Genomic DNA, 24,116 nt, shown 5'->3' on the forward strand with positions numbered 1-24,116 from the left:
GCGACCAATACGTTTTTCCGATCCATTGAGACGAAAAATCTAGCGACGATCAAAAGGCTTTTGCCGCATGGAGTTGCGATGGCCGCGGCGTATGCGCCGGGCGCAACTTACTGCGCATTGATGGAGGGACGCGCCTTTTGCGGGGGATAGACCTGCCAGGAGCCATCGTCATGGCGAAAAAACAGCATCGACAGGTTGCGCGACGTGCGGCTGATCTCCACGCGCACGCAGCGATGCGGACCAGCTTCGTCACGCGCAAGGCGCACCACGCGAGCCGGAGCCGCAAGGTAGGGCGCCAGCCATTTCTCGACGAGGCTATGCAACGTCATCGACCGATCGTTCATTTTGCGACTCCCGGACCGCAACGTATTGGTCCTATGACCAAATATTAGCGGTCAACTGACCAACAAACAAGGAATTTGCGACTAGGCGTTTACCATTAACTCCTGTAAAACTCGAGCTGGCACGGTATAAAATCTAACGAAATTGGTCATAAGACCAACCTTTCTAGGTCAAACGCACTTCGGAACCAGTCTGGCGACTACACGGGACGAAACCATGGAAAATTTGACGATCGCGCTATCGGACGTGGCGGGACCGGGTAAAAAGGGGGCGCCACGCGGACGACGCGAAACGCGCGTGCCGGAAATCCTCGAGGCGGCGATCAGCGTGTTCGCGGCCGCGGGAAACGACGGGTTCACGCAGCGGGGTGTCGCAGCGGCGGCGAACATCCGGCTCGCCACGCTTCAACACTACTTCGGCAGCCGCGATTCCCTGCTCAAGGCAACCATCGAGGAACTAGCACAACGCTATCTGAGGCGCTTTCATGAATTGGGAGAAGATGCCCGGCTCACGCCCGAAGCGCGCCTTCACGCCGTGCTCGATGAGACATTCAATACGCTCGCCAGCCCCGGCAATCTCATCAGTCCGTTCGCTCTCGAATGCTGGTGCCTCGCCGAACATCATCCGGAAGTAAGGGAACTGATGGAGGAAGTGAGCGAGAAATACCAGTCGCTCTTCGGTGGCCTGGTCGCCCAGATCAATCCCGATCTCCCCGCGCAGGAGTGCCGCATAAGGGGTGCGCTGATCTACTCGCATTGGCAGGGGCTGATCGTCTTCCTGCGTCGCTCGGGGAGGAACGCTCCTGACCTGGCCGCGTTTCGCAAGGCGACAGGCGTCGTGTGGACCGCGCTCGGCAAGACGACTTCGTGAATCGCGATATCACTGGAGAGCAACATTGAATCAATTGAAAGTTCAGGCAGTCTAAATGCGTGGGGGCCCCAGCAAAGGGGTCTTCTTCCGCGACGACTGGTTGCCCGTCGACGTCGCATCGCGCGACCGGATTCTGATGCGCGTGATCGGCAGCCCTGATCCGTACGGCCAGCAGATGGACGGCATGGACGGCGCGACGTCGAGCACGAGCAAGGTCGCGATCGTCGGGGCATCGTCGCGCGGGGATTGCGACGTGGACTATCGCTTCGGGCAGGTCGCGATCGACAAACCGGTGCCTGACTGGTCCGGCAACTGCGGCAACCTCACGTCCGCCGTCGGCCCGTTCGCCATTGCACAAGGGCTCGTCGATGCTCCACGCGATGGCATCGCCATCGTGCGGATTTGGCAGGCGAACATCAGCACAAAAATCGTCGCACATGTGCCGATGAGAAACGGCGAAGTCGTCGAGGAAGGCAATTTCGAACTGGATGGCGTGACATTTCCGGCTGCGGAGATCAAGATCGAATTCCTCGACCCCGGCGGCGATAGCGACGATGCCCGCGGCGCGATGTTCCCGACCGGCAACGCGATCGACGTGCTCGATGTGCCCGGCGTCGGCCCCATTGAAATGACGATGATCAACGCGGGCAATCCGGCCATTTTCATCGACGCGGCATCGCTCGGACTGCAAGGCAGCGAATTGCAGCACGACGTGAACGGCGACAGCGCCCTGCTCCAGAAAGTGGAGGCGATCCGCTCGCACGCGTCCGTGCGCATGGGGCTCACTGCGACGCCGAGGAAGCGACGCAGTTGCGCCCGCACACGCCGAAACTCGCGTTCGTCTCGAAGCCCGCGAGCTATGTCGCATCGAGCGGCAAGCCGATCGCCGCGGACACGCTCGACATCAACGCCCGCATCTTCTCGATGGGCAAGCTGCATCACGCAATGACCGGCACTGGCGCGGTGGCGATCGCCGTCGCGGGGGTTATTCCGGGTACCGTCGTCCACCGGCTCGTGCCGCAATCTAAGGCTTCGGTGCGTTTCGGGCATCCGTCGGGCAGTCTCGAAGTGGGCGCGGGAGCCCCGCGGAAGGACGGCGCATGGACGGTCACCAAAGCGTTCGTACTGGTGCCGTCTTCGGCGACCTCGCGTTGACCGAATTGCGATTGAGTTAGGAAAAAGCGACGAATCGCTGAGGGAGTGTCTTTCGCTTCGGCGCCTCTTGTCGCACCCCTCGAAGGCATTATTGGCGCGGAACGTTCTATCGTCGATCTTGCTCGATCAGTGACCGCACTTCGCGCCCACGGACTTCTCGCGGGACTCAGGTCGCTCTGCCGACATTCGCACTTTGGCGTCGGCAAACGTCAGCTTTCACTTCATGCAGACACGTAACTGCGATCCGCTCCTGCCGCCGGTCGACTTTGAGCGCAACGGCGGCGGCCGCCGCTGCCATCACCCTCCGGGTTAGGCCCTTGGGACTGCTAGACTTAAGATTCCCAAGGCCTCACGCGCCGGCGTCAGACATCCCGCATCGAAGATTGTATGGTTCTCAACCGCTTAGCAAACGTCCCCATGACAGCCGAAGCTGGCGTTGCTCTCATGGTAGTCACGACCGCAACATTCGCTGCAAGTGATTCCGTCGTCAAGATCATCGGCACAGCGGTCCCGTTGACAGCAATTCTTCTTGGACGCTACATCTTCCAGACAATCGCCCTTGGCGCCTGGCAGGCCAGACACGGCATTAGTCGGTTCGGGCACATTGGCACGCTGAGGCTCCAGGTGTTGCGTGCGTTTCTCCTGCTTCTCAATTCGGCCTGCACATTTGCCGGGTTGCGCCTGTTAGCATTACCAGTCGCCACGTCGCTGGCGATGATGGCACCACTCATTTCGACGTTGCTCGCGGCGACTCTGCTCAACGAAGAAGTGTCCAAAGCAAAGTGGTTCATGGTTACGCTTGGCTTCATCGGGATGCTGATCGTCGTCAGGCCCGGAAGCGGCCAGTTCAGTTGGGCGGTGGCATTTCCTATAGGTGCTGCCACAACTTTTGCGTGTTTCCAGGTTGTCTCAAGCAAGTTGTCGATGGCTGGCGACCCTGTTACAACCAATTTCTTCACAGCCCTGATAGCGAGCATCGCACTAGCGTCGCTTTTATGGGTCGATCAAGCTGCTCTTCTTCCCGCAATTCATGACGTAAGGGCGGGAAGCTGGCTATTGGTCATTTTGATGGCGTCGCTTGCCACTTCGGGTCATCTCCTTATGCTTCAGGCCTTGCGAAGAACGCCGCTTGCTGTGCTGACTCCGTTCGGCTATGCGCAGCTTGCCTTCGCCACATTCTTAGGCTGGCTGCTGTTCGGTAAGATTCCAGACTTGTGGACCATCGTAGGGATGGCTGTAATTGCGATCAGTGGAATCGGCACAATGGTCGTGCATGCGTCACCTCGAGGTCAGTAATCACCTTTCTTGCTTGTTGTTTTGCGGGATTTTGAACGGGATATGACTCCCAGGCCGCCGGCAATCCCCGCTGGATTGGCTGCACTAACCGCCAGCTGTCGTCGGGTTCGCTGCAGGCCGGCCGTTGTCGATCGGGAGTGTGAGCTTGCTGATCCGGCAAGCTGCCGCGTGGCCGCTCGATGCCTCCACAGTCGGCAATCCGCCGGATTACTGACATGAATCCCAGTGCGCACCAATGTCGGCTTTGGCCGAAAACCCGCCCCGCGTCACGATGTCGGCAAGTTCCCGATCCCTTCGCTAAGAGAGGCCGGCGGCCGCGAGGCCGTGGAAGCGGAAGGCTGCAGAACTGCGGTCAGTCCGAGGAGGACGGGGGCATTTTGGCCTGCACTCGCGCACCATCGTTAATCACCCTATTGCGCCGATGGTCGGTCAGCAATTGAAGGCACAACAGTCAACCCCGTCGCTTTCTATCGAGGGCCGGCCTTTACGGCTATGCCCTTAGAGCCGCTACTTAATGCCCGGTCAACTCACGGCATGGCATGCACCCGGCTCCCAGCTTCCCGCCCTTGACCCGCGACAGTAGCCGATAGCGAGCGCGCATCAAGGGGCGAGGGACCGTGTTGCCCGCACCCCTCCCTCGCCTTTTTCCTTGACACCCGCCCGCTATCGGCTCCTCCAGTCGCACGGGCGGGAACCCGGGAGCCAGGCGGTAGCAACGCCAACCCCGAGTTCCACCGGGAAGTGTCCAACCGCAATGCCAAGGCACCTCCCCTCGCCCGGTTCAGGTCCTCAACCTTGACTGTGGAGATTGCCATGCAACTCGCTTCCTCTTTCCATTACGGGTCCCCAATGCTGCGCGCTGACTCGCCGCTTTCGGACGACCAGATTCGCCACGTTGCCCCTTCCATCTTCGCGGACGGCAAACACGAAAGCCGTTCCGAACGCTACACCTACATTCCCACCATCGACGTCCTGCGCGGTCTGCGCAACGAAGGGTTTCAGCCGTTCATGATCTGCCAGACCCGTGTTCGCGATCAGGGCAAGCGCGAGTTCACAAAACACATGCTGCGGCTTCGCCACGCCGACCAGATCACCGGCGAGGAAGCCGACGAAATCGTGCTGCTGAACTCGCACGACGGCACCAGCAGTTACCAGATGCTGGCAGGCACATTCCGGTTTGTCTGCCAGAACGGCATGGTCGCGGGCGAGAACATCGCCGATATCCGCGTGCCACACAAAGGCAACGTCATCCAGAACGTAGTCAATGGCGCTTTCGACGTGCTCGACGGCTTCGACCTGATCCGCGAGCAGAAGGACAGCATGCGCGCCGTCGATCTGAGCCGCGACGAGCAGCATGCATTCGCCCGTTCCGCCCTTGCGCTGCGCTACGACCCGACCGACGCCGAGGCACTGGCCCCCGTCACCGAAAGCCAGCTACTGGTACCGCGCCGTTTCGAGGATCGCCGCGACGACCTGTGGACCGTATTCAACCGCGTGCAGGAAAACCTCACGAAGGGCGGGCTGCATGGACGCTCGCGCAGCGGACGCGCCATGTCGACTCGCCCCATCACCGGCATCGACCAGAACGTGAAGCTCAACCGCGCGCTGTGGATGCTCGCTGACGCCATGCGCCAGATGAAAGCATAAGCGCCTCAGGGACGGCAGCGTCCCCCCGCCTCGCTCCATCAGGACTCCTAGCCAGGTTACGTCCTGATGGAATCCGGCAGGACCCGCCCCGGAACCTTCTTTTTAATTTTCTGGAGTCAGTCATGCAATCTCAAGTCGAAACCCCTGCGGCAACCACTGACGAAACCGTTTCGCCGCTCGAAACCAACTTCGGCAACGAACAGCCGGTGGCCACCGTGGCGTATTCCAGCCTGCGGCCCTCGCCGCTCAACGCCCGCACGAAACCGCTCTCGAACATTCCGGCGCTTGCCGCGAGCATCCGGGCAAAGGGTCTGCTGCAAAACCTCGTCGTCCATGAGATCAAGGGATCGCGGGGCAAACAGCGCCGGTATGGGGTCTGCGCGGGCCAGCGTCGCAAAGCCGCGCTCGACCTGCTTTACGAGCAGAACCATATCGCGGCGGACTATCCAGTGCCGGTGCGGATCGTCAGCGAAGGCGAAGCCCTCGCCATTTCGCTGATCGAGAACAGCGAACGCGAAGGACTCGACCCGTTCGACGTTCTGCGCGCGTACCGGATGCTCGCTGAGGAAGGCCGCAGTGTCGATTACATCGCGGCGCTGTTCTCTGCCTCGCCACTCACGGTCAAGCGTCGCATGAGGCTCGCTAACGTGTCGCCCAAACTGCTCACGCTGCTGCGCGACGACGCAATCACGCTTGATCAGCTTGCTGCGCTCGCCCTCGCAGACGATCACGAAACGCAGGAAAAAATATGGTTCGACGCAAACGAGTGGCAACGTCAGCCGAACTACCTGCGGCAGTCGATCACGCGCGCCGAGATCGACGCGAGCCGTAGCCGTCTCGTACGCTTTGTTGGCCTCGCCGCCTATGAAGCAGCGGGCGGCTACGTGCGTCGCGACCTGTTCAGCGACGACGAGAACGCCGGTTATATCGCCGATGCGGAACTGCTGCAGAAGCTCGTCGCGCAAAAGCTCGACGCTGCTGCAGCCGAAGTCCAGGCCGAGGGATGGGGCTGGACAGAAACGCGAGTCGAACGCGATTTTGCCGAACTGAACCGCCACGGCAGGCTGCGCCCGGTGCAGCGCCAATACACCGACGACGAACAGCGCGAAATGGACGCCTTCACCGCGCAGCAGGACGAACTGGCTGAAAAGATCGAAGCACTGTCGGAGGGCGACGAAGATGCCTACGAGGAAGCCGACCGGCTCAACGACGAAATGGAGCAGGTCAATGCCGCGATCATCGCACTCGAAAGCCGCACGCTCGTATGGGACGCGCAGCAGATGGCCGAAGCGGGTGCATTAGTGATCGTCGGGCCGCAGGGCGAACTCGTCATCGAACGCGGCCTCGTGCGACGCGAGAATAGCGCCGCGCTCGACGCGGCAGGCGCGACCGTCACTGGCACCGCCACAGCCGAAGGCCCGGATACCGTATGCGCGAAGGCTCCGAAGGTAAAACCCGTCCACAGCGCGAAACTCTGCCAGCGGCTCACGGCACACCGCACCGCTGCCGTCCACGCGGAACTGCTCGCGCAGCCCACTGTAGCGCTCGCCGCCCTGCTGCACCACCTGGTTCCAAAGGCACTGCCCGAGCACTACGGGCACGCGTCCTCACGCAGCTATTTCGCACTGTCCGGCGAGACCAACCACGACAGCCTGCTGCGCGCCGCCGACGACCTGTCCGCCAGCCCCGCATGGAATGCCATTGAAACGCAGCGGGCGCGCTGGATTGCGGAACTGCCCGCAAAGCGGGGCGACCTCCTGCCGTGGCTGATCGAACAGGATCCCGCCCCGACGCTGCTCGACCTGCTCGCGTTCTGCACCGGCACGCTGCTCGACGGAATCGTGGCCGAAGAAAAGCCGCTTGCGATCAACACGCTCGCAAGTGCGCTGAACCTCGACATGACCCGGTACTGGACGGCGACGCGTGCGACGTACTTCGATCATGTCAGCAAGGCGCGTATCGCGGAAGTCGTGTCCGCTGCCGTGTCACCCAAGGCCGCAATCGACCTCGAAAAAATGAAGAAAGCAGACGCGGCAGCAGCAGCGGAGCTTCGGCTCGCAAAGGCAGCATGGCTCCCGGAAATCCTCACCGATCGTGAATTCTCGACCATACCCTCATGGGAAAACCGTGACGACGAGGATGAGGCATGCAACCCCTCGCCCCGACACGAGGCGAAGCAGGCGGCAAGCCCATATCCGCCGCCTGCCCGACTGAACGAGAAAAACCCACCATGACCAACCGCATCCGCATGACCTTGCTCGCCACCAATGCCGAAGGCTCGCCCGACCTCTACCTGACTTTCGTTGAAGCCACCGATCTGCAATACGACGAAGGCCAGCACTGCGACATGACCCTTGCCCGCGCCGAAGTTGAAGGCTACCGGGCACCGATGATTGCCTTCGACCAGAACGACATGGCTGCAAACGTGCTTCGTCACGCCGCTGACTTCATGGAAGGTGACACAAACGACCTGTAATCCGTGCGGGCAGACCGCGAGCCCTCTGCCCGCCCCCAATGCACGCCTGCCCACCATCCGGCCAGCGCGCCCGCACCCGCCGCCGCCAGCATCACAATGAGCCCACCGACGACCAGCCCATAGCATGCCCGCACGAGTCGCCGCGTGGCGACGTGCCCGAATGACGTGAGCGCGACATCGATCCGTTTCTGCTGCTCACGTACGGCGACAGTCGTCGCCCCCACGAGCCGGTTACCAGCAACGCGGGCAATGTGGTTCGCTGCCCGCTGCGTGAGTGTAGCCAGCGCCTCGTCGTTCAGCGCGGCAACCGCAGCCCGGTAGCGCGCTTCGTGCTCGGCGGTCATTTGCTCCGCCAGTTCGATCGTGGCCTTGCAGCGGGCAAGCGCATCGCGATGCTGCTCCATCAGCGCATCCGTCGCCGCGCGTGCTTCGGCCCGCACGGCATCAAGACTGCCCGTGCCCGCCTGCCGGATCCGTTCCGGCATGGCCTCATAGAGCCGCCCGTAATGTTCAAGCATGACCAGCACGGACCACAGTGCATCGTTGTCGCGCAGGTTGAGTGCGTCGGACACCCGCCGCATTCTCAGGACACTGGCATCGTCGGGCAATTCACCCGTGACGTCGAGAAACAGGCGGGCGAGCGCGTCCGGCGATCCACCGCGTCTGTTACCCACCGGCCGTCACCCTGGCAAACATCGTTCCGCATAGCGCGCACCAGCGCAGCAGTTCTGCCCGTTCACCGATATGCATTGTCTCCGCTGCCCTGCGGATCGACAGGCGCTGGCTACGCAACTCGTCAGCGACGCGATCCGCAAGGTCTGGAAAATCCAGCGACTGGCCCTGCTTCTCGACAGCCGTCCTCAGTTGTGAATCCCGGTACAGCGTGAATTTCTCCGGTGAACCGAAATAGCCGTTACGCACCACATGCGTCACCGCATCCGGAAACGTCGCCCCGAACTTGAACAGCAATTCGAGGCTGTCCCGCTGCCGGTTGATCACCCACAGCACAACAAGTCGTCGCGCCAGTTCATCGAGAGTACTGGCTAGCGTTCCTCCATATTGCGCGACGCCGGTCTGGCTCCGCGCTGCCGTGTTGACGACAACGGTCGCGTTCCGGTGCCGGTCGCAGAAATTGACGAAATCGATCCAGCCGCTCGCGTCATCCAGATCGCATGCCCCGCATTCGATCTCACCGTGAACCGCTTTCATGACATCCGGGTTGGACGTATCCGTCTCGACTAGCACGACGTCGACGTCCGTGCGTCGCAGGTAATCGATCAGTGCCAGCGTCACGACGCTCTTTCCGACACCACCCTTGCTGCCGCCGACCATATAGATGGGGAGATTTGCTGTTGCCATGCCACACCTCTACAGATTTTCGGTGTCCGGGCTGATCGAAAATCCGAGGAAGCCCCTCACCGGTTGCCCCGGCCTGGTTACGCCCCCATCCCCTTTTTGCTGTGTCCCGCTGCGTGGCGGTTTATCGTGTGTTGCATCTGCCTGTGAGGGTTTCCTGCCTCGTACGGCGACCGATGCATTCGCGCGCGCCGGCTCATTCCCGCCCCGCCGGATTCGTCCTTTTCCGTCCGCACGGCGCATCGCGTATCTCAGGGAATTGACCGATACCGCGATGCCTTCCTGTGCAGCCTCCTCGATCAGTTCACTGAGCGTGTATCCCTTCTCCCGCGCTGTGCCGATCTGTTTCTGGATGGATTTGACGCCGTCGCTTACCTTGAGCGGCTGATCGCTTGTCGCTTTTTCAGGCAGCGCATCGAGCCTGCGTCCGAACGCCTCCCACTGCCCTCGCGTGAAACTCCTGACAACCGGCATGACTGGCTCCGACGCACGACCTTGATCGCATCTTGAACAGGCGTTAATACGTCGTCAACACCCACCGCTGATGCTTTCCGGCGTGGTTGGAATACAGCGGAATCCGGAGGAACAGGACGGAACAAAGAATATTTTTCTGCTGTTATTCGACGTCCCGTCCACACACACGGAGTTACGCGCATGCATCACGCATGCACGCGGACTTCAACGGCGGCGAGCACCGTACACACGTGGATTCACGCTGCAAGACAACCTCGGCGCATTTGAAGCCACTGGTAGACACACTCGGCACGCCTCTGCCTCACTTCGCAGTCGCCACGCCTGCACACTCGACTTGTACGGATAGTTACAGTCGTGCGAGAGGGCGCGAACGTTTAACACCACCTGCCTTGCATCACGTGACGCGTCGCACACATTCGACGTCACCCCGTTGTCGACATTCTTTTTTCGTGCATTACATCTCGAGCGCGCAGCACTCGCAGATCAGACGCATGCCGCGCGCTTCGTTGCATCACGACCGCGAAGTCGCAGCGCACGGCAGTTACACGGAAGCGCGTTCCGGTTGTACACGGCTTGCATCTCGTGCACACCGAAGTCACGCTCGACACCAACAACAACTTGAAAATCGGTGACGGCAGGATAGGCTATCGCCGGTTTCAGGCGCCCAAGGACCAAAGCTTTAAAGAACTCTATTAGCTGCTGAGCGACACTTTCCTTCGAATACAACTTTGCCAGACACATTCTGACGATGGAAGTGCAATGATCGCTTGGCGATGAAACGCAAACAGCATTTCGTGGAGCAGATCGAACACGCGCGCGTCGCCAACGGTGGCCACCGCGGCCGACGCGGTGAGCGGCCCGATGCCGATGACCGCCATCACGCGCTGCGCGTTGCCGTCGTGCTTCACGTGCGCGGCGACTTGCGCGTCGCACCAGGCAATTTGCTGGTCGAGGGCCTGCAGATGCTCACAGCCTCGCGCGAGCGCACTGCGCGCGACACCGTTCAGTTCAGTGGCCCCGTCCTCCAGTGCCTCGACGATGTGGGCACGAAATGCATTGATGCCTTGCGGCAGGAACACGCCGAACTCGACCAGTTCACCGCGCAGCCGGTTGACGAGCGCGGTACGCTCCTCGACGAAACCGTTCCGCATCCGGTGCAGCAACAGCACGTTTTGCTGGTCTGCGGTTTTGATGGCCACGAAGCGCATATGCGGTCGCCCCGCAGCCTCGCAGATGGCCTCGGCATCCAGCCTGTCGTTCTTTACGTGCTTGCCGCCCTTGCGGTATGGCGCGGCAAACTGTGGCGCGATCAGGCGAATCTCGTGACCTAGGGCGCGCAGCTTGCGCCCCCAGTAGTGAGCCGCGCTGCACGCTTTCATTGCGACCAGACACGGCTCGAGGTTGGCAAACCATTCGAGAAATTTCTGCCGTGAGATGGGTTTCCTGACCACCACGCGTTCCATGCTGTCCACGCCGTGTACCTGGATCAGGTTCTTGGCCAGATCCACGCCGATACGAGTAATCTTGTCCATGACTTTCCCCTTCTCAGATGGGTTGCCCAGCACCAACCATCCTGGCATATCGCATGCCACGAGACCGGGAAAGTCCTTACTAATTCGGGTGCTGTACCTGCTCGATGACACGCCCGTCAGCCGGGGGCTCATGCATGAATACGTCGAGGTCGTCGAGTATCCCGATGGCGTGATCGAGGTGCAGGCCCGCGGCGCGGTACTGCCGTACCGGCAATATGACCGCATCACCCATGTCGATCAGGGCGCGGAGATCGAGAACAAGCGCCTCGCGGGCGCACTGGAAGTCGCCCGCCGGGTTCAGGCCATCCACGACGATCGCCGGACAGCGGGCTCCCCATCGCGCACGCACTGCGGCGAGCAGGTCCAGGCAAAGAAGGCACTGATCGGACTGAAGAAGCAGCGCGCAATCGAGGTCGCTGACATCAATCAGGCGATTCTCGAAGTCAGCAGCACAATGAGCGACGGACGGGGGGCGGCTTCGCCGCCCCACCCCAAAACCTTGAAAAAAGACCGGAAACAGCGAGAAAAACGCGACATTTCTATTTAGCTGGCACCACGACGTTTGAACTTGGCGCGGACATGGGGTCATTTCATTCGCGCAGTCCGAACGGCTTGGCGAAGTGGTTACCGTCGACTTCGATGATAGCCGGATCACCCCCTGGCTTGGACGCGAGCACCAGCCACAATGCCCATGCGCCAAGGGCGGCGGGCCGGTGCTGTTGGGGTAGCGTACTTTTCGCGCGAAATCGGGCGGCTTCCACTGCGCCGACGCCTTCTGGCGTGCCCGTGAAAATCACATCGCGCTGTAGAGCGCAATCGCCCTCTTGACACCAAAGGAGCAAGTCGTCCCGGAACAGCGACTGCATCGGACTTGTCCGATCTATCCGGCCCAGCCTCCTGCACGAAGGGGCTGGCGGAAGTCGTCCGCTACAGCGCGCCACGGACGAGCACAGCTTGCTAGATCCATCGATCGGTGAAACTAGCGCAAGCAACGCCCGCCTACGCTGAAGCTCGTTTCGCTGGCTCGGATATCAAAGATCCAGGACTAGCCAGTCTGTCATCGATTTCGAAACGCAAGGCGCTATCAAGCGGTTGCCCCTGCGCTCATTTGGAAGAAGAAACGAATCGCGATGGTCCGGCACCCCCTCCAACACCGTTGACAAACAAGAACCACAGGTGCCCTCGAAGCATGACGATGGAATCACTACTCCCGCTTCTGCACACGCATCGATAATTGACTGTCCCGGAACAACCGTCACCTCAAGGTTCGAGCGTTCCAGCCTCACAGTGAACGCCTCTAGCGCACCTTCAGCTGCTTGGCGCGCACCTGGCTTCGGCGCAAACCATTCGGTGTGAAACGATCGTCCAGCCGCTGTTGCTGCCGCTTCTAAATCAAGCAAAAATCCTTCCGAACCGCAGGCGTAAACCTCAGCATCGTCCCCGCTCTCTGTGAGCAACTCGGACAGGTTTGGCCGTCCAGTCTCAGACGTGAAGTGAACATGTGCTTCTGTTAAGGCAGCGATACGTTCGAGATAAGCAAGTTGATCGCCACTGCGCCCTACGTAGTCCAGCCGACATGGTCGCCCCTGTCTTTGAGCGGCTTCAATCATTGGCAAGATTGGTGTGATACCAATCCCACTAGCGAAAAAGTGATAGCACTCAGCAGGTTTCAATTCGAAGTTATTCAAGGGCCAACGGACACGTACGGCGTCCCCCAACTTCATTCGATGGATGATATCGGAGCCGCCCCGTCCGCCCACTTCGTGCAGTACGGCTATTCGCCAACTGCTTCTATCCGCAAGATTTCCGGTCAGCGAGTAAGAACGGATGATGTCGCCAGGGAGAACGAGGTCAATATGAGCACCCGGCGTCCACTCTGGCAGTTCAGCGCCTGTCGCGGGACGCAGAGTAAGCTCGATGATCCGCTCAGCCAAGGGGCGAATGTCACTGACGGTCAACGCCATTTCCTTGTGGCCAGCCCGGACGCTGATTGTTGCCATATCGGCCGAACGCGCAACGAATCTTATGGGCAGCTTGGAGGGGCCCAAATGAGACCACGTACTGAATTCGGGTTCCCCTGTGAGTATGAAGTCGTCTGTCATCGACAACAACTCCTCAACAGCAACGCGTAGTTGCGCACGAGCCAATGACGCTCCGATGCACCGGTGAACCCCATAACCGAATGCAATATGTGGGTTTGGCTTGCGGTCAAAATCCACAGTGTCGGCATCGGCAAACTTGGCGCCATCTCGGTTCGCGGCTGATACCATCAAGCCGACCTTCGAACCTTTGGGAATGATCGTGCCTTCAATCTCGACGTCGCAGGTCGTCCTGCGCCCCACAAGCCGAACGGGTGTCCATGCCCGAAGAATCTCTTCGATCGCCTGGGGAATCAGTTTTGGCTCATTCCTCAGACGCTTCTGATCCTCAGGCGTCGACGCGAGATGGCGAATAATACTTCCAAGAGCGTTCGTTGTCGTGCCATGTCCCGCTTGGAGGAAGAGCCGGATAGTTCCCGCGACGTCCTCTTGCGTGAGTTTTCGACCACCGACAGTCTCATTCAATAACGAGCTGATTACGTCATTAGAGTCGTAAGGAGTCTTTCGACGGGCGTTTATCACGCCGTCAATATACGCATAAATCTGGTCGTTCGCTTCTTTGTGGACAGCGACATCGCCAGCTGCGCCGGCGTCGATAATCCTGTTGATGATTGTCTTGATCGTATGAGCATCCTCAACTGAGATCCCGAGGAAGATGCACTGCACCTGGATCGGCATAAAAAAAGTGAAGGACTCGACTGCGTCGGTCTCTCCAATAGAAATGCACCGACCAAGTAAATCACGCGCGGCTCTTCGGATCACCGGCTCAAGCAGACGGATGCGATCAGGCGTAAAGAACCTGTTTAGTAGATCTCGGAAATCCCCATGGATTGGCGGGTCGACTTCTGCGGGGGCTCGCGGCGGCCGGTCCGGACCAGTAGCCTCCGGGATAGGTGTTTTCTGAGCACTGGTGAAGGTTTCATAATCTTGCGCCGCCCTCGTGACGTCTTCGTAGCGAGTCAGCGCGTAAAAGCCACCAAATCGCTCGCTCCAAGCCACTGGGCATTTTTCACGAAGTTGAGCATGGATCTCCGTCGGATCACCATGATGTGCGGGATCAAGGGGGTCCCAATCGGGGGATGGCGTACACGACATATTTTCTCCAGCGAGGTCAAACATTTTGGTCAAAACCTACTGCACAACTTGCTTCGCGATCCGTCCTCAACAAGGCGATGGTGAAGTCTCCGTATCTCTACGCGTTCTTCCCCTGGCGTGGACTGACTTCCCCAAGCAATTACCCGAGCGTCTTTTGGACACTGTACGAAGAACTCACATTACTTATGTCGAATTGGACTCAGAATTGCATCAGACGACGGCTCCGGCACTGCACTAGGGTCTAGAGCCTCCAAAGAGCGCTGGTTCGTCTCCACACCAGCCAATGTCATGATCAGAGCCACCGCTACATACCCAGCAGCAAGGGCTCCGATGACGCCTCCAATTCCGTAGTTGTTGAACAGAGTGAGCACGATCGCGGGAGACACAATCAGTCCCGCCCTCCCAATTGACTGGGCCAACCCCGCTCCGCGGAAACGACACTCAGTCGGAAACAGCTCAGGACTACATCCGGAGGCCAAGATCAAAAAGGACGCGACCGCGGATACCAACAGGAACCCGCCTAATACAATCAATTCGTCGGAGTTGAGAAATGGATAGGCAGCACCAAAGCCCGCGCACACCAAGCCGAAGAGCACAAGCCCCCAACGCCGACCGATTCGATCTGCTATGCCTGCGCAGATGAGGGGCCCTGCAATCCAGCCGCCCATCATCGCCGCGTTGAAACCAAGCGATCGCGTAACACTCATACCCTGCTGGACAAAGAAAGTCGGCATCCAACCCGAAAGCGTATACGAACCGAATAGACCGACAACCATAATCATAATTGCGAGTGCCGTGCGTCGAATCATTGGACGCGAAAACAGAACCGCGACAGGGATGTACTTGGGCTCTGGTTGAGGAACAATGACAAACGGTCGCAGCGGTTCAAACAACTGCGCTTCGCTCTCGATGCGCTGCATGATCGCCTCGGCCTCGCCGCCGCGACCGATTCGCTCGAGCCATCGTGGTGACTCTGGCAGTTTGCGACGCTCCCACCACACCCACAGCGTGCCGATACCACCAATCAAGAACATTGGACGCCAGCCGAACTTAGGAATGATCAGCCAGCCGATGACAGATGTGACGAATACACCAATTCCCGCGAACAAACCGAACCAGCCCAGATAGCGACCGCGCTGCGGGGGTGGCACGAACTCGGTTATCAAGCCCCAGCCCATTACGTATTCGGCGCCCATGCCAAGTGCCATGATCCCGCGCATCACAATCATCCAGTGCATGGAAGGAGCGAACGCAGAAGCCACAGCCATGCAACCAAAGATCAACAGATTGAATTGATACGCGAAACGTCTACCGAAACGGTCACTCAACCAGCCCGCACCCGCCGCGCCGATAGTCAACCCAGCGAAGGTAACAGACATGAATAGAGAATTGAGTTCGAGAGTCGACCAACCACTCTTAAGCAACGCTGCGAGAACTGAGGACGACAACGTGTTGTCGAATGAGTCAAAAAATACACCCATGCTGACGAGCCATAAAACGCGCCGATGAAACGGTCCAATTGAAAGGCGATCCAGTCGGGCACCCGCGTTCACACTGTTCATCCGTAAGCTCCCAAAATATTCGGAGATCTGTCATAGGTATTTAGACGAAACCCGAAATCGACGGCGAATCTCACTCCGTCGCACATAAGTTGATTTATCGAGCTTGCGTGTGCCGATGCCACCCTGCAATAGACCGGAATCTGTTGAAATGATCGACTTTCATGTATCTGTCTCCTTAATCCGCAACATGAAGTTGCTTTGTATTGTCTCGAACTGCGATCCGGCTAGATTACGGAAATGATGGAACACCTACTATTGAAACCAATAGAACCATCATATCCGTCACCTCAATTGGGCCCAAAGTGTATGCTTACCCCAATATGACTGCAGGTTATGAGAAGTATCGCGATTCGGCGCGCTTTTGGGCTTTCGGTACTGACACTTCGCTTTCCGCCCGTCTCCCTGCCGTTCCTAGAACTCCGGTATCCGCTCGTAGCCGTGCCGGATTCCCAGGAACGCCATCAGCCTGCTTGATTGATGTCAGCGGCGCTGTCGTATGAATTCTTGGCTCGCGGGGCCCTAGACTCCTTCGTTGCCGCGTCTGAGAACCGTATTCTCGCGGCCCAAGCCGCTCGCTGATGATTTCAAGGAGCGCGATACGTGCGCAAGGTGGACGGATGTGCAGTTGCCCGACTCGACAACGCCTCTACTGCCTGAAGTTCTCGTCTAAAAACAAGAATGTCGAATGTCTGCCGAAAAAATTCAGCTTGCCTCGATGATGCGGATGTCGCGCTCCGCACCATCGCCCAATGCCTTGAGAGCTGCCTGATACGCACTCCCGTCGTGCGTAGCAATTGCCTGCTCCAGACTGTCGAACTCGATTACGATTGTGCGTTCTTGCAATCCTTGCTCATATACTTGCGCAGGGATGCCGCGCGCGAGAAAGCGGCCACCCCCGCTCTGAATGGCCGCGCCCGCGAATTTCCCATAAGCCGCAAGGGCGTCGGCGTTCTTGATAGCCCGGTACGCAGCAATCCAATAAACCTTCGACATAACACCTCCAATTGCACAGTGCGTTCCACACTGAAAGTTAGAATTTGTCCGTTTCAGTCGCGCACTTTGTTTGGTGAATAGCGACTGAAATCCTCCATGATCTCGGGAGCGCTTTGCCTTTTCTGTCGAAGAGCTCAGCTTTCTTCAACCCTTGGCTTTTGCGAGTTTAACGATTGATTCCGCTGTCGCGTCAGTCATCGATTAGTTTCATTTAAAAAACATTTAGATCGTTTACCAGACAAATACGCCAGATTTGCCTCATCCCATTACCATGATCAGCAACGGACAGGGGGCGGTCAAGGCTTGCCTACGCAGTAATAACCTTAAGTTATATCGGCTGCCGCCCTAGTCTAGTTAAGGGCAAAACGGAAACCTAGACTTACGGCAAGCAGTGAGGATGTCTCGCACCCAAATGCGAACAGCGGGCGGAAGCAAATGAAGCGACAAACTTGATTCGCGGGATGGAGAAAGCATGCGCGAGGCGTCCTGACGCATAAGTTCCTGTTGACCGGAGACGTTGGCACGACCGACAACTGCGTGCTCGACGCCGGTTAGTCAGGCGCCGGCAGTTGGCAAGCACCGCCGACGAGGATAAGCATGACGGTTTTGATGGGATTTCAAAGAAATCACCGAAAAACCCAATAACCAAAAACGTCGCTACTGGGATTTGATTTTTATTAATCCAACGAGCCCCGTATGGGACTTCCCAATTCGCAGTCTGGCGATTAACACAAACTGCTCGGAACTTGTTACAGAGAAAGACACTAAATTTTAGTTTTTCCGGATGCTGACTAGTTCAAAATGAGCGACCTGGCCTGCAACAAACGACGGAAATTGATGTAACTTTTAACGGGCTAATTGTTTACGGTTTAAAATGAATACAGACTGTGGTGTCCATGTTAGCTTAAAGCGAATGTGAGCCCATCAAGATTTCCGTATTGAAAACAGACCGCGCTGCTACTAATTGTCTTGTCGACATTCTAGTTTCGAATACTTCTTAAGACTCCGGGAGCAATTGCATGAAACTCGCCCGCTTTTCGTTGGGGAAGACTGAACGGTTCGGGATCGTCGACTTGGAAAAGTCCGTCATTCGGCCGTTCGATGTCTCAGTGCAGAACGTGGTTCAGATCATCGCTCAGACTGCGGAGCTGTTGTCCGCGGCCGCCAAGGGCGAAGAAATCCCACTCGACCAAATAAAGCTGCTTGCGCCGATTATTCCTCGTCGCAACATCTTCTGTGTCGGGAAAAATTACCGTGAGCATGCGAAGGAGTTCGCAGGCAGCGGTTACGAAGCCGGCGCGGTTAAGGGAGCCGAAATCGACGAATATCCTGCGGTTTTTAGCAAGCCTCCGTCAACAATTGTCGGGAACGGAGACGCCGTGCAACTGCATTCGCATGTCACCCACTGCGTCGATTACGAGGCGGAACTTGCTATCGTTATCGGCAAGGGCGGTAGTGACATCGCGGCTGCGAATGCAATGGATCATGTTTGGGGTTACACCATTATCAACGATGTGACTGCTCGCGACCGTCAGCGACAGCACAAACAGTGGTTTCTTGGTAAATCGCTCGACACTTTCTGTCCTATGGGGCCATGGGTCACTACGGCCGATGAGGTGAAATCTGACGGACTTGACGTCAAATGCTGGGTCAACGGTGACCTTCGTCAGGACGCGAACACGCGAGATCTGATTTTCCCCATACCGGCTCTCATTGCCACAATCTCGGCTGGGCTGGCGCTGGAGCCCGGCGACGTCATCGCGACTGGCACCCCTGCAGGCGTTGGCATAGGGTTTAATCCGCCCCGATTCTTGAAGGCGGGTGACGAGGTTAAAATCTCTATTACGGGTCTGGGGACGCTCACGAATCGCTTCGTCTAGGCGTTCGACAGGCTTAGGGGTTACGCTAGTTTGGCGCTCCGACCAGCTTAGGGCGCCGGTGGCTACAACGGTCGGCTAAATCTTGACTACCCGCGAACTTGAACAAGACGACTGACAACCTCTCAGTTCCGGTCGTTTTTAACGAAGGACGTCTGCGAAGCAACTCGCATTACTCCGATTATCTGATATTACGGATAGACAGAGATATGCCATGACGATAGCAGCCATGCCTGATCGAGCGAAGATCACCCCACAAAGCGAATCTGAAAATGGAGCGAGCGCGGCGCTCCCTGGACTAGCCATGGACCCGCGCAAGCTCCTGTATATGGTGACGGCCATCGAACAGGGAAGCCTCTCCAAAGCGGCCAAAAAGTTGTCCATTTCGCAACCTGCGCTAACCAAGTCAATGGACCGCCTGGAACACGAACTGGGAATGCAACTGCTGACCCGGACACCAACAGGAATTATTCCGACTCCCCTCGGCGAACTCGTCTATTCTCATGCCAAGCTCATCCGAGATGAGATTGATCTCGCCGAAACGCGGCTTCGGGCTGACTCTGCAGCAACTAACGTCGTAACGGTCGGCACGTTACCGAGTATTGCGAGCCGGGTGCTCCCTCTTGCGGTCGCTCGCTGGAAAGCGCAGGTTCCCAATGTAATGTTGCGCGTCATCGAAAGACGCCAGGTCGATCTGTTGCTGGGGCTCTTCCGCCGCGAGTTTGATTTCGTCATCGCACAGACTGAGTTTTTCGACATCTTTCCTGAAGGGCTTAAGCAGCGGGTACTTTTTCGCGACCGCCTCTGCGTTTTCGCACGACCTGATCACTACCTATTTGGGTTAGTAGAACCGTCGTGGGCTGACCTCGCGCGATTTCCGTGGGTGAGTCCGATGATCGGATGGCATCAGCGAGCCGTATTCGAGAAGCTTGTCGAGGCCGAAGGGGTGCCCCCGCCGCAACAGTTTATCGAGTGCGGGTCAATTGAATTCACCAAAACCTTGGTCGCGGAGAGTGATCACCTGGCCCTCTTGCCCGCACACTCCACGATCGTCGAAGTGAAGGAAGGGTCTATCAAGGTTTTGCCCATCACCTTTCCAGCATTGAAACGAAACATCGCGGTGATTTTTCGGGAAACGGCGCCGCTCAATGACATGCATCGTGACTTCATCGCTCATCTTGAGGCAGTGGGAAAAGAGCTTTGTACAGAATGAGCAGTCGGAAATTCCCGGTGCTCATGAGACCAATCTGCAAGAGCTCGCTCAAGTCGTGAACCGCCGTTCGCGCATTTATCAAGCGCTCCTAGAGAGATTGCGCTCGGGGCTTTGCGCACGATTCCTGATGGCGTTGGTACCGCGAATTACGAATTCGAATTGAAATTTAGATAGTGGAGACGAAAGTGATTAAAGTGGGCTATATCGGTTTGGGCGCGCTTGGGAGCCAACTTGCACGTCGTTTCATTGGATCAGCAGAGCTTTGGGTTTGGGATATCAGTGCCGAAGCTCGCGTGGCCTTTTCGGACGAAGCAGGAGTCCATGTTGCTAAATCAGCAGCTGAACTAGCAGAGAATTGTCAGACGATCATAGTCTGCCTGCCAAGAAGCTCTGATGTTAGGGACATGATATTCGGCGAAACTGGCTTATCCATTGGGTTGTCGCGCGGTTCATTGCTTATCGATCAGACGAGCGGTGTACCAGAGGAGACGAGGCAGATCGCGAACGAATTGCAGAAATGCGACATCACATTTGTCGACGCCGCCGTGTCCGCAAGTCCGCACATGGTCCCACTAGGCGGGGCGACCCTAATGGTCGGCGGTGCCGACGAGGCATTCGAAAGAGCGAAACCCGTACTGAAATTAATTACTGAGACGATTTATCGGTGCGGTACTCTAGTTGGCGACGGACAGGCAATGAAAATCGTAAATAATGCGATGAACGCAGCATGTCGCCTCGGAACGCTTGAGGTTGCTGTGCTGGGCAGAAAAGCAGGGATACCTCTAAGGGAGCTGGCAGTTTTCCTCAATAAAGGCGTAGCCAGAAATCAGACGACGGACAAAATGCTGCCCGCCCTTGTTGAAGGGAAAACATCGACGAACTTCGCACTGGCACTAATGCTCAAGGACGTTAATCAGGCACTATCGCTGGGCATGGCAGTTGGTACTCCGATGTACGTCACAACCATCGTTCGAGGCCTTTTGCAGATCGGCGCCAATACACTCCCAAGCAAAGCCCGTCTCGAGGATATGGTCAGAGTAATTGAAATGCTTGCCGGCACACAACTAGGCTCTCGGTTACAGGAGGCAACAGGCGATCAATCACGAGCGTGCACTGGCGAAGCGACGGCGTCCGTTGGCACCGGCAAACCATCATTAGAGGACCTCCTTGAAAGCGCAATCGCAGCACTGTGTCTGCATATTACTTACGAGTGCGCGATGATGGGCCTTAAGTATGGCTTGTCTATGCGGGCGATTTCGAATGTCATCAACACCAGCTCAGGATGGAGCGAGTGTTCCCGAACGCTCTTACCGGCCCTCGCTGAGGGTGTCCCGATCAAGGACACGAAACTCAAGGAGAGTGTCCGGGATTTAAATCAAATTTGCTCACTTTCCATTCGGCTCGGCGCACCGCTGCTGATTGCGAACGCCGTCAGAAATATTTGGGAGCACGCACTCAATACTGCCGATCCGGATGACTTGACTCCTGTGCTCACGGTGTTCTATCACAATATGTCCGCCGCTGTGCAGTTCGCTGTCTAGTAGGTGCCCGATGCGGCAGACCTGCCGCAATGGGTTAGATTAGTTGCGTCCTACTCGTCGCCAGGTTCGTCACTGCACGCAGCGATTTGGAATGTAACGCCGCCGTGTCAACTCGTACTCTAGGGCCGCCTATTTTCACGCCAATGAAAGTCCAGTGGCTCGAGCCAATTGATCGACCAGATGGATTTGAAAATTGATGTCGCGCGCCGCGGGGTGCGGATCAGCCTTCTGTTGGTGATGCCAGTACCCGTTCGTAGTCTGTGCCTCAACGTCATCGCTAGTGGCAAGCCATTCTTGCGTGAGATGTCCTAACCGCAAATCATCCGGAGCATTGGGGCCGCCCATCCTGGTGGGTACCCAACCGGGATCTACAGAATTGCAGAAGACGTCAGGCCACAGTCGCGCGACACCGGCAGCAAGCGCGGTGACGAAAAGCTTACTGTCCGAGTATGAGCCCGTAACACGCTGCCCGGTCCAATCCATCCCGGCGAGCGACGGCCGTCCGTTGCGGTGCATGCTGCTGCTTAGAAAAATCAAGCGTTGCGGTCGAACAGTCAGAGCTGTGATTATGTAGGGCGCGACGACATTGACAGGAAGTACCGTGGGACCGGAGTACACGCCCGCGTTGAGGATGATGGCATCCATTGGTCCGAGTTCATTTACCTGCTCGGCAATGTCGCGTGTCTGATCAAAGTCAGCAAGATCTCCGACAACTGCCTCCGCGCCTCGATCGATAAGATTCTGTACGGCGACGAGCCTCTGTGGGGCGCGCACATGAACGACCACCTGGTGCCCTTCCGCAAGGAGAGTCTGCGCCGTGGCCTGACCGAGGCCGTCGGCAGAGCCAGTTATAAATATGCGTGCCATGAATGTCATCAGCCTTTCGATGTCTGCGATCCCAAACAGGTGTCGCGCATAAACGCTAGGTGGACCAGGTCAATGCCCGACCTGCTTCCAGTTCGCGCGCAACAACTCACCCGAGTTTAGCGTGCGCGACCGATACATCCGAAGGTAGCGATACGCCGTTCCTTACGGCCAAGATTTCGGTCATGACACGCACGGAGATTTCGGCCAGCGTGTTACTGCCAACGTAGGCGAAGTCGTGAGATCGTCTCAATGGTCTCCCCGAATCCGTCATCAGGTGTTCGCCGCCGCCGTGGGCATCACGACGCGAACCGATGGCTCCAAAGTAGAACGCTTGGCTGCACCACACTCAACGCATTTGCAGGACGATGACATTGCTGCTCGCCGGATTCGTCCGTTCGCGAAGCTTTTTGACCTCCTCCGGTTTCACCGCGCCGCCTCTATTACCCCATGAAGTCCTGATGAAACTGAGAACGTCCGCGATTTCCTCATCGGAAAGCTGATTACGGAACGGCGGCATTCGATAGGAATCGGGAACACCATTTGCGACAACTCGCGCCGAGCCGTTCAAGGTCACGTTGATGCTGGAGGCGTTCTCGCTTGTCATCGACGATGCGTTCCCTGCAAGCGGCGGTATCCACTGTCCCTGACCGCGTCCGTTCTGTCCGTGACAGAAGCTGCATTTCGCCAGGAACGTCTGGGCACCGGGAATCTTCAATCGTTCGTCGGCGGCCAGAGTCCTATCGGACGCGGCATCGTATGTCCACGGCGCCCCGTCCCGATTCGCATCGCCAGGTAGCGATTTCAGGTAATGCGCGATCGCCTGCAGGTCCTGATCTGTCATGAACTGCGTCGAGTTGTTGAACGCGTCGGTCATCGATCCGAAGACGACGGCGTGCGGGTTGCGCCCAGCTTTCAAAAACTGATAGATGTCGGCCTCGCTCCATCGGCCAAGGCCGGTATTGTGGTCCGCCCGGAGGCTTGGGGCATACCATCCATCCAGCACCGAGCCAGAGAGAAAGAGCGGACTGACTTCATCGAGCGCCTTTTCGTTGAACGCCCACCCGCGCGGCGTATGGCAACTGCCGCAATGGCCAGGACCCTGAACGAGATACGCGCCTCGGTTCCACTGCATATCCGCGCTTCCCGACGTCTTAGCCTGATACGGGGCCGACGCCGTGAACACCGCGTTCCACAGCGCTAGCGGCCAACGCATATTCAACGGCCAACGTATATCGGACGATCTGTTTGCCGCGTGAACCGGCTCGACGCCGTGCATGAAGTAGGCATAGAGCGCTCGCAGATCGTCGTCGCTGAGCTTTGCATAGGACGGATACGGCATGGCCGGGTAGAGTCGATGTCCATCGCTTGCGACACCATGACGGACTGCCCGATCGAAATCGGCAAGGGTGTACCTGCCTATTCCAGTTTGCGGGTCGGGCGTGACGTTGGTGGCAAAGATCGAGCCCATCGGCGTCGCCATCTCAAGGCCGCCGGCGAAAGGCGCGCTTTCCGGGGTGCTATGGCACGCCACGCAATCGCTTAGACGGGCGACATATTCACCACGTTGGATCAATTCCACCGATGGCGGATTTGTGTCCGCAATCCCGTCGAAAGACGACGACGGCTTGCGCGTGACGAACCACGTCACGCCAACCGCGACGCAAACCACCGCCAACACAGCGAAGATTCTTTTGGACCGACTTTTCGTCATCTGTTGTTAT

At 58.0% G+C, this 24,116-nt stretch carries 20 protein-coding genes and 1 pseudogene; 10 read left to right on the forward strand and 11 right to left on the reverse strand.

Going from position 1 to position 24,116, the window contains the following annotated elements; all coding sequences use genetic code 11:
• Positions 1-107: 107 nt before the first annotated feature.
• The gene (locus AB3X94_RS17770) at positions 108-344 is read right to left on the reverse strand and encodes a hypothetical protein (RefSeq protein WP_368612216.1); all 237 of its coding nucleotides are present in this window, start codon (positions 342-344) and stop codon (positions 108-110) included.
• A 214-nt stretch (positions 345-558) separates the two neighbouring features.
• On the opposite strand from AB3X94_RS17770, the gene AB3X94_RS17775 reads away from it, so the two are divergent.
• The 6 genes and pseudogenes from AB3X94_RS17775 (at position 559) to AB3X94_RS17800 (ending at position 7,786) form a co-directional block, all read left to right on the forward strand.
• Positions 559-1,212: a TetR/AcrR family transcriptional regulator gene (locus tag AB3X94_RS17775; protein WP_368590806.1), complete on the forward strand. Its 654-nt coding sequence runs from the start codon at positions 559-561 to the stop codon at positions 1,210-1,212.
• 55 nt (positions 1,213-1,267) lie between these two features.
• Positions 1,268-2,367, forward strand: a pseudogene (gene prpF, locus AB3X94_RS17780) (2-methylaconitate cis-trans isomerase PrpF).
• 417 nt (positions 2,368-2,784) lie between these two features.
• The gene (locus AB3X94_RS17785) at positions 2,785-3,663 is read left to right on the forward strand and encodes a DMT family transporter (RefSeq protein ID WP_184225917.1); all 879 of its coding nucleotides are present in this window, start codon (positions 2,785-2,787) and stop codon (positions 3,661-3,663) included.
• Between the two features lie 813 nt (positions 3,664-4,476).
• Positions 4,477-5,310: a DUF932 domain-containing protein gene (locus AB3X94_RS17790; RefSeq protein WP_184225723.1), complete on the forward strand. Its 834-nt coding sequence runs from the start codon at positions 4,477-4,479 to the stop codon at positions 5,308-5,310.
• A gap of 122 nt (positions 5,311-5,432) precedes the next feature.
• On the forward strand, positions 5,433-7,544 hold the full coding sequence (locus AB3X94_RS17795) for a ParB N-terminal domain-containing protein (RefSeq protein ID WP_368612217.1): 2,112 nt from the start codon (positions 5,433-5,435) through the stop codon (positions 7,542-7,544).
• A complete protein-coding gene (locus AB3X94_RS17800; protein WP_368612218.1) occupies positions 7,541-7,786 on the forward strand; it encodes a hypothetical protein in 246 nt (81 codons plus the stop codon). The genes AB3X94_RS17795 and AB3X94_RS17800 overlap by 4 nt, the downstream gene beginning before the upstream one ends.
• On the opposite strand, the gene AB3X94_RS17805 is transcribed toward AB3X94_RS17800, so the two are convergent.
• The 4 genes from AB3X94_RS17805 to AB3X94_RS17820 all read right to left on the reverse strand — a co-directional run bounded on the left by AB3X94_RS17805 (position 7,744) and on the right by AB3X94_RS17820 (position 11,181).
• Positions 7,744-8,460 carry a hypothetical protein gene (locus AB3X94_RS17805; protein ID WP_368612219.1) on the reverse strand — a complete coding sequence of 239 codons (717 nt, stop codon included), beginning with the start codon at positions 8,458-8,460 and terminating at the stop codon, positions 7,744-7,746. The two genes, AB3X94_RS17800 and AB3X94_RS17805, sit on opposite strands and share 43 nt — an antisense overlap.
• Positions 8,453-9,145: a protein mobD gene (locus tag AB3X94_RS17810; protein ID WP_368612220.1), complete on the reverse strand. Its 693-nt coding sequence runs from the start codon at positions 9,143-9,145 to the stop codon at positions 8,453-8,455. Before AB3X94_RS17810 ends, AB3X94_RS17805 begins: the two co-directional genes overlap by 8 nt.
• Positions 9,146-9,154: 9 nt before the next feature.
• Positions 9,155-9,616, reverse strand: a complete 462-nt coding sequence (locus tag AB3X94_RS17815; protein WP_176108760.1) for a hypothetical protein — start codon at positions 9,614-9,616, stop codon at positions 9,155-9,157.
• Positions 9,617-10,308: 692 nt separating this feature from the next.
• Positions 10,309-11,181, reverse strand: a complete 873-nt coding sequence (locus AB3X94_RS17820) for an IS110 family transposase (RefSeq protein ID WP_368612221.1) — start codon at positions 11,179-11,181, stop codon at positions 10,309-10,311.
• A gap of 55 nt (positions 11,182-11,236) precedes the next feature.
• Between AB3X94_RS17820 and AB3X94_RS17825 the strand changes: the two genes are divergently transcribed.
• On the forward strand, positions 11,237-11,695 hold the full coding sequence (locus AB3X94_RS17825; RefSeq protein WP_368612222.1) for a hypothetical protein: 459 nt from the start codon (positions 11,237-11,239) through the stop codon (positions 11,693-11,695).
• 43 nt (positions 11,696-11,738) lie between these two features.
• Here the strand turns inward: AB3X94_RS17825 and AB3X94_RS17830 are convergent, their stop codons facing one another.
• The 4 genes from AB3X94_RS17830 to AB3X94_RS17845 all read right to left on the reverse strand — a co-directional run bounded on the left by AB3X94_RS17830 (position 11,739) and on the right by AB3X94_RS17845 (position 16,897).
• Entirely contained in the window at positions 11,739-12,014 is a 276-nt protein-coding gene (locus AB3X94_RS17830; protein WP_184225719.1) for a hypothetical protein, read from the reverse strand.
• A gap of 165 nt (positions 12,015-12,179) precedes the next feature.
• A complete protein-coding gene (locus tag AB3X94_RS17835) occupies positions 12,180-14,366 on the reverse strand; it encodes a cytochrome P450 (RefSeq protein ID WP_184225718.1) in 2,187 nt (728 codons plus the stop codon).
• 155 nt (positions 14,367-14,521) lie between these two features.
• Positions 14,522-15,904, reverse strand: a complete 1,383-nt coding sequence (locus AB3X94_RS17840) for an MFS transporter (protein WP_026228425.1) — start codon at positions 15,902-15,904, stop codon at positions 14,522-14,524.
• A gap of 702 nt (positions 15,905-16,606) precedes the next feature.
• The gene (locus tag AB3X94_RS17845; protein ID WP_368612223.1) at positions 16,607-16,897 is read right to left on the reverse strand and encodes a DUF1330 domain-containing protein; all 291 of its coding nucleotides are present in this window, start codon (positions 16,895-16,897) and stop codon (positions 16,607-16,609) included.
• 1,019 nt (positions 16,898-17,916) lie between these two features.
• On the opposite strand from AB3X94_RS17845, the gene AB3X94_RS17850 reads away from it, so the two are divergent.
• From AB3X94_RS17850 to AB3X94_RS17860, 3 genes are all read left to right on the forward strand, one after another.
• Positions 17,917-18,777 (forward strand): fumarylacetoacetate hydrolase family protein, encoded by an 861-nt coding sequence (locus AB3X94_RS17850; protein ID WP_176106096.1) that lies wholly within the window; start codon positions 17,917-17,919, stop codon positions 18,775-18,777.
• Between the two features lie 211 nt (positions 18,778-18,988).
• The gene (locus tag AB3X94_RS17855) at positions 18,989-19,987 is read left to right on the forward strand and encodes a LysR family transcriptional regulator (RefSeq protein ID WP_176106097.1); all 999 of its coding nucleotides are present in this window, start codon (positions 18,989-18,991) and stop codon (positions 19,985-19,987) included.
• Between the two features lie 185 nt (positions 19,988-20,172).
• Complete coding sequence (locus tag AB3X94_RS17860) at positions 20,173-21,528, forward strand: NAD(P)-dependent oxidoreductase (protein ID WP_368612224.1); 1,356 nt, start codon at positions 20,173-20,175, stop codon at positions 21,526-21,528.
• A 135-nt stretch (positions 21,529-21,663) separates the two neighbouring features.
• On the opposite strand, the gene AB3X94_RS17865 is transcribed toward AB3X94_RS17860, so the two are convergent.
• Positions 21,664-22,404 (reverse strand): SDR family NAD(P)-dependent oxidoreductase, encoded by a 741-nt coding sequence (locus tag AB3X94_RS17865; RefSeq protein ID WP_217709848.1) that lies wholly within the window; start codon positions 22,402-22,404, stop codon positions 21,664-21,666.
• A 337-nt stretch (positions 22,405-22,741) separates the two neighbouring features.
• A complete protein-coding gene (locus AB3X94_RS17870; protein ID WP_176106099.1) occupies positions 22,742-24,106 on the reverse strand; it encodes a cytochrome c in 1,365 nt (454 codons plus the stop codon).
• Positions 24,107-24,116: the final 10 nt, after the last annotated feature.

It is taken from the genome of Paraburkholderia sp. BR10923 (assembly GCF_040948765.1).
In the GTDB taxonomy this organism is placed as follows: Bacteria; Pseudomonadota; Gammaproteobacteria; order Burkholderiales; family Burkholderiaceae; genus Paraburkholderia; species Paraburkholderia youngii.

Bases quoted from the DNA above. Each gene is read 5' to 3' on its own strand.
- AB3X94_RS17770 (WP_368612216.1), bottom strand. From the start codon at position 344: ATGAACGATCGGTCGATGACGTTGCATAGCCTCGTCGAGAAATGGCTG.
- AB3X94_RS17775 (WP_368590806.1), top strand. From the start codon at position 559: ATGGAAAATTTGACGATCGCGCTATCGGACGTGGCGGGACCGGGTAAA.
- AB3X94_RS17785 (WP_184225917.1), top strand. From the start codon at position 2,785: ATGACAGCCGAAGCTGGCGTTGCTCTCATGGTAGTCACGACCGCAACA.
- AB3X94_RS17790 (WP_184225723.1), top strand. From the start codon at position 4,477: ATGCAACTCGCTTCCTCTTTCCATTACGGGTCCCCAATGCTGCGCGCT.
- AB3X94_RS17795 (WP_368612217.1), top strand. From the start codon at position 5,433: ATGCAATCTCAAGTCGAAACCCCTGCGGCAACCACTGACGAAACCGTT.
- AB3X94_RS17800 (WP_368612218.1), top strand. From the start codon at position 7,541: ATGACCAACCGCATCCGCATGACCTTGCTCGCCACCAATGCCGAAGGC.
- AB3X94_RS17810 (WP_368612220.1), bottom strand. From the start codon at position 9,145: ATGGCAACAGCAAATCTCCCCATCTATATGGTCGGCGGCAGCAAGGGT.
- AB3X94_RS17815 (WP_176108760.1), bottom strand. From the start codon at position 9,616: ATGCCGGTTGTCAGGAGTTTCACGCGAGGGCAGTGGGAGGCGTTCGGA.
- AB3X94_RS17830 (WP_184225719.1), bottom strand. From the start codon at position 12,014: ATGCAGTCGCTGTTCCGGGACGACTTGCTCCTTTGGTGTCAAGAGGGC.
- AB3X94_RS17835 (WP_184225718.1), bottom strand. From the start codon at position 14,366: ATGTTTGACCTCGCTGGAGAAAATATGTCGTGTACGCCATCCCCCGAT.
- AB3X94_RS17840 (WP_026228425.1), bottom strand. From the start codon at position 15,904: ATGAACAGTGTGAACGCGGGTGCCCGACTGGATCGCCTTTCAATTGGA.
- AB3X94_RS17845 (WP_368612223.1), bottom strand. From the start codon at position 16,897: ATGTCGAAGGTTTATTGGATTGCTGCGTACCGGGCTATCAAGAACGCC.
- AB3X94_RS17850 (WP_176106096.1), top strand. From the start codon at position 17,917: ATGAAACTCGCCCGCTTTTCGTTGGGGAAGACTGAACGGTTCGGGATC.
- AB3X94_RS17855 (WP_176106097.1), top strand. From the start codon at position 18,989: ATGACGATAGCAGCCATGCCTGATCGAGCGAAGATCACCCCACAAAGC.
- AB3X94_RS17865 (WP_217709848.1), bottom strand. From the start codon at position 22,404: ATGACATTCATGGCACGCATATTTATAACTGGCTCTGCCGACGGCCTC.
- AB3X94_RS17870 (WP_176106099.1), bottom strand. From the start codon at position 24,106: ATGACGAAAAGTCGGTCCAAAAGAATCTTCGCTGTGTTGGCGGTGGTT.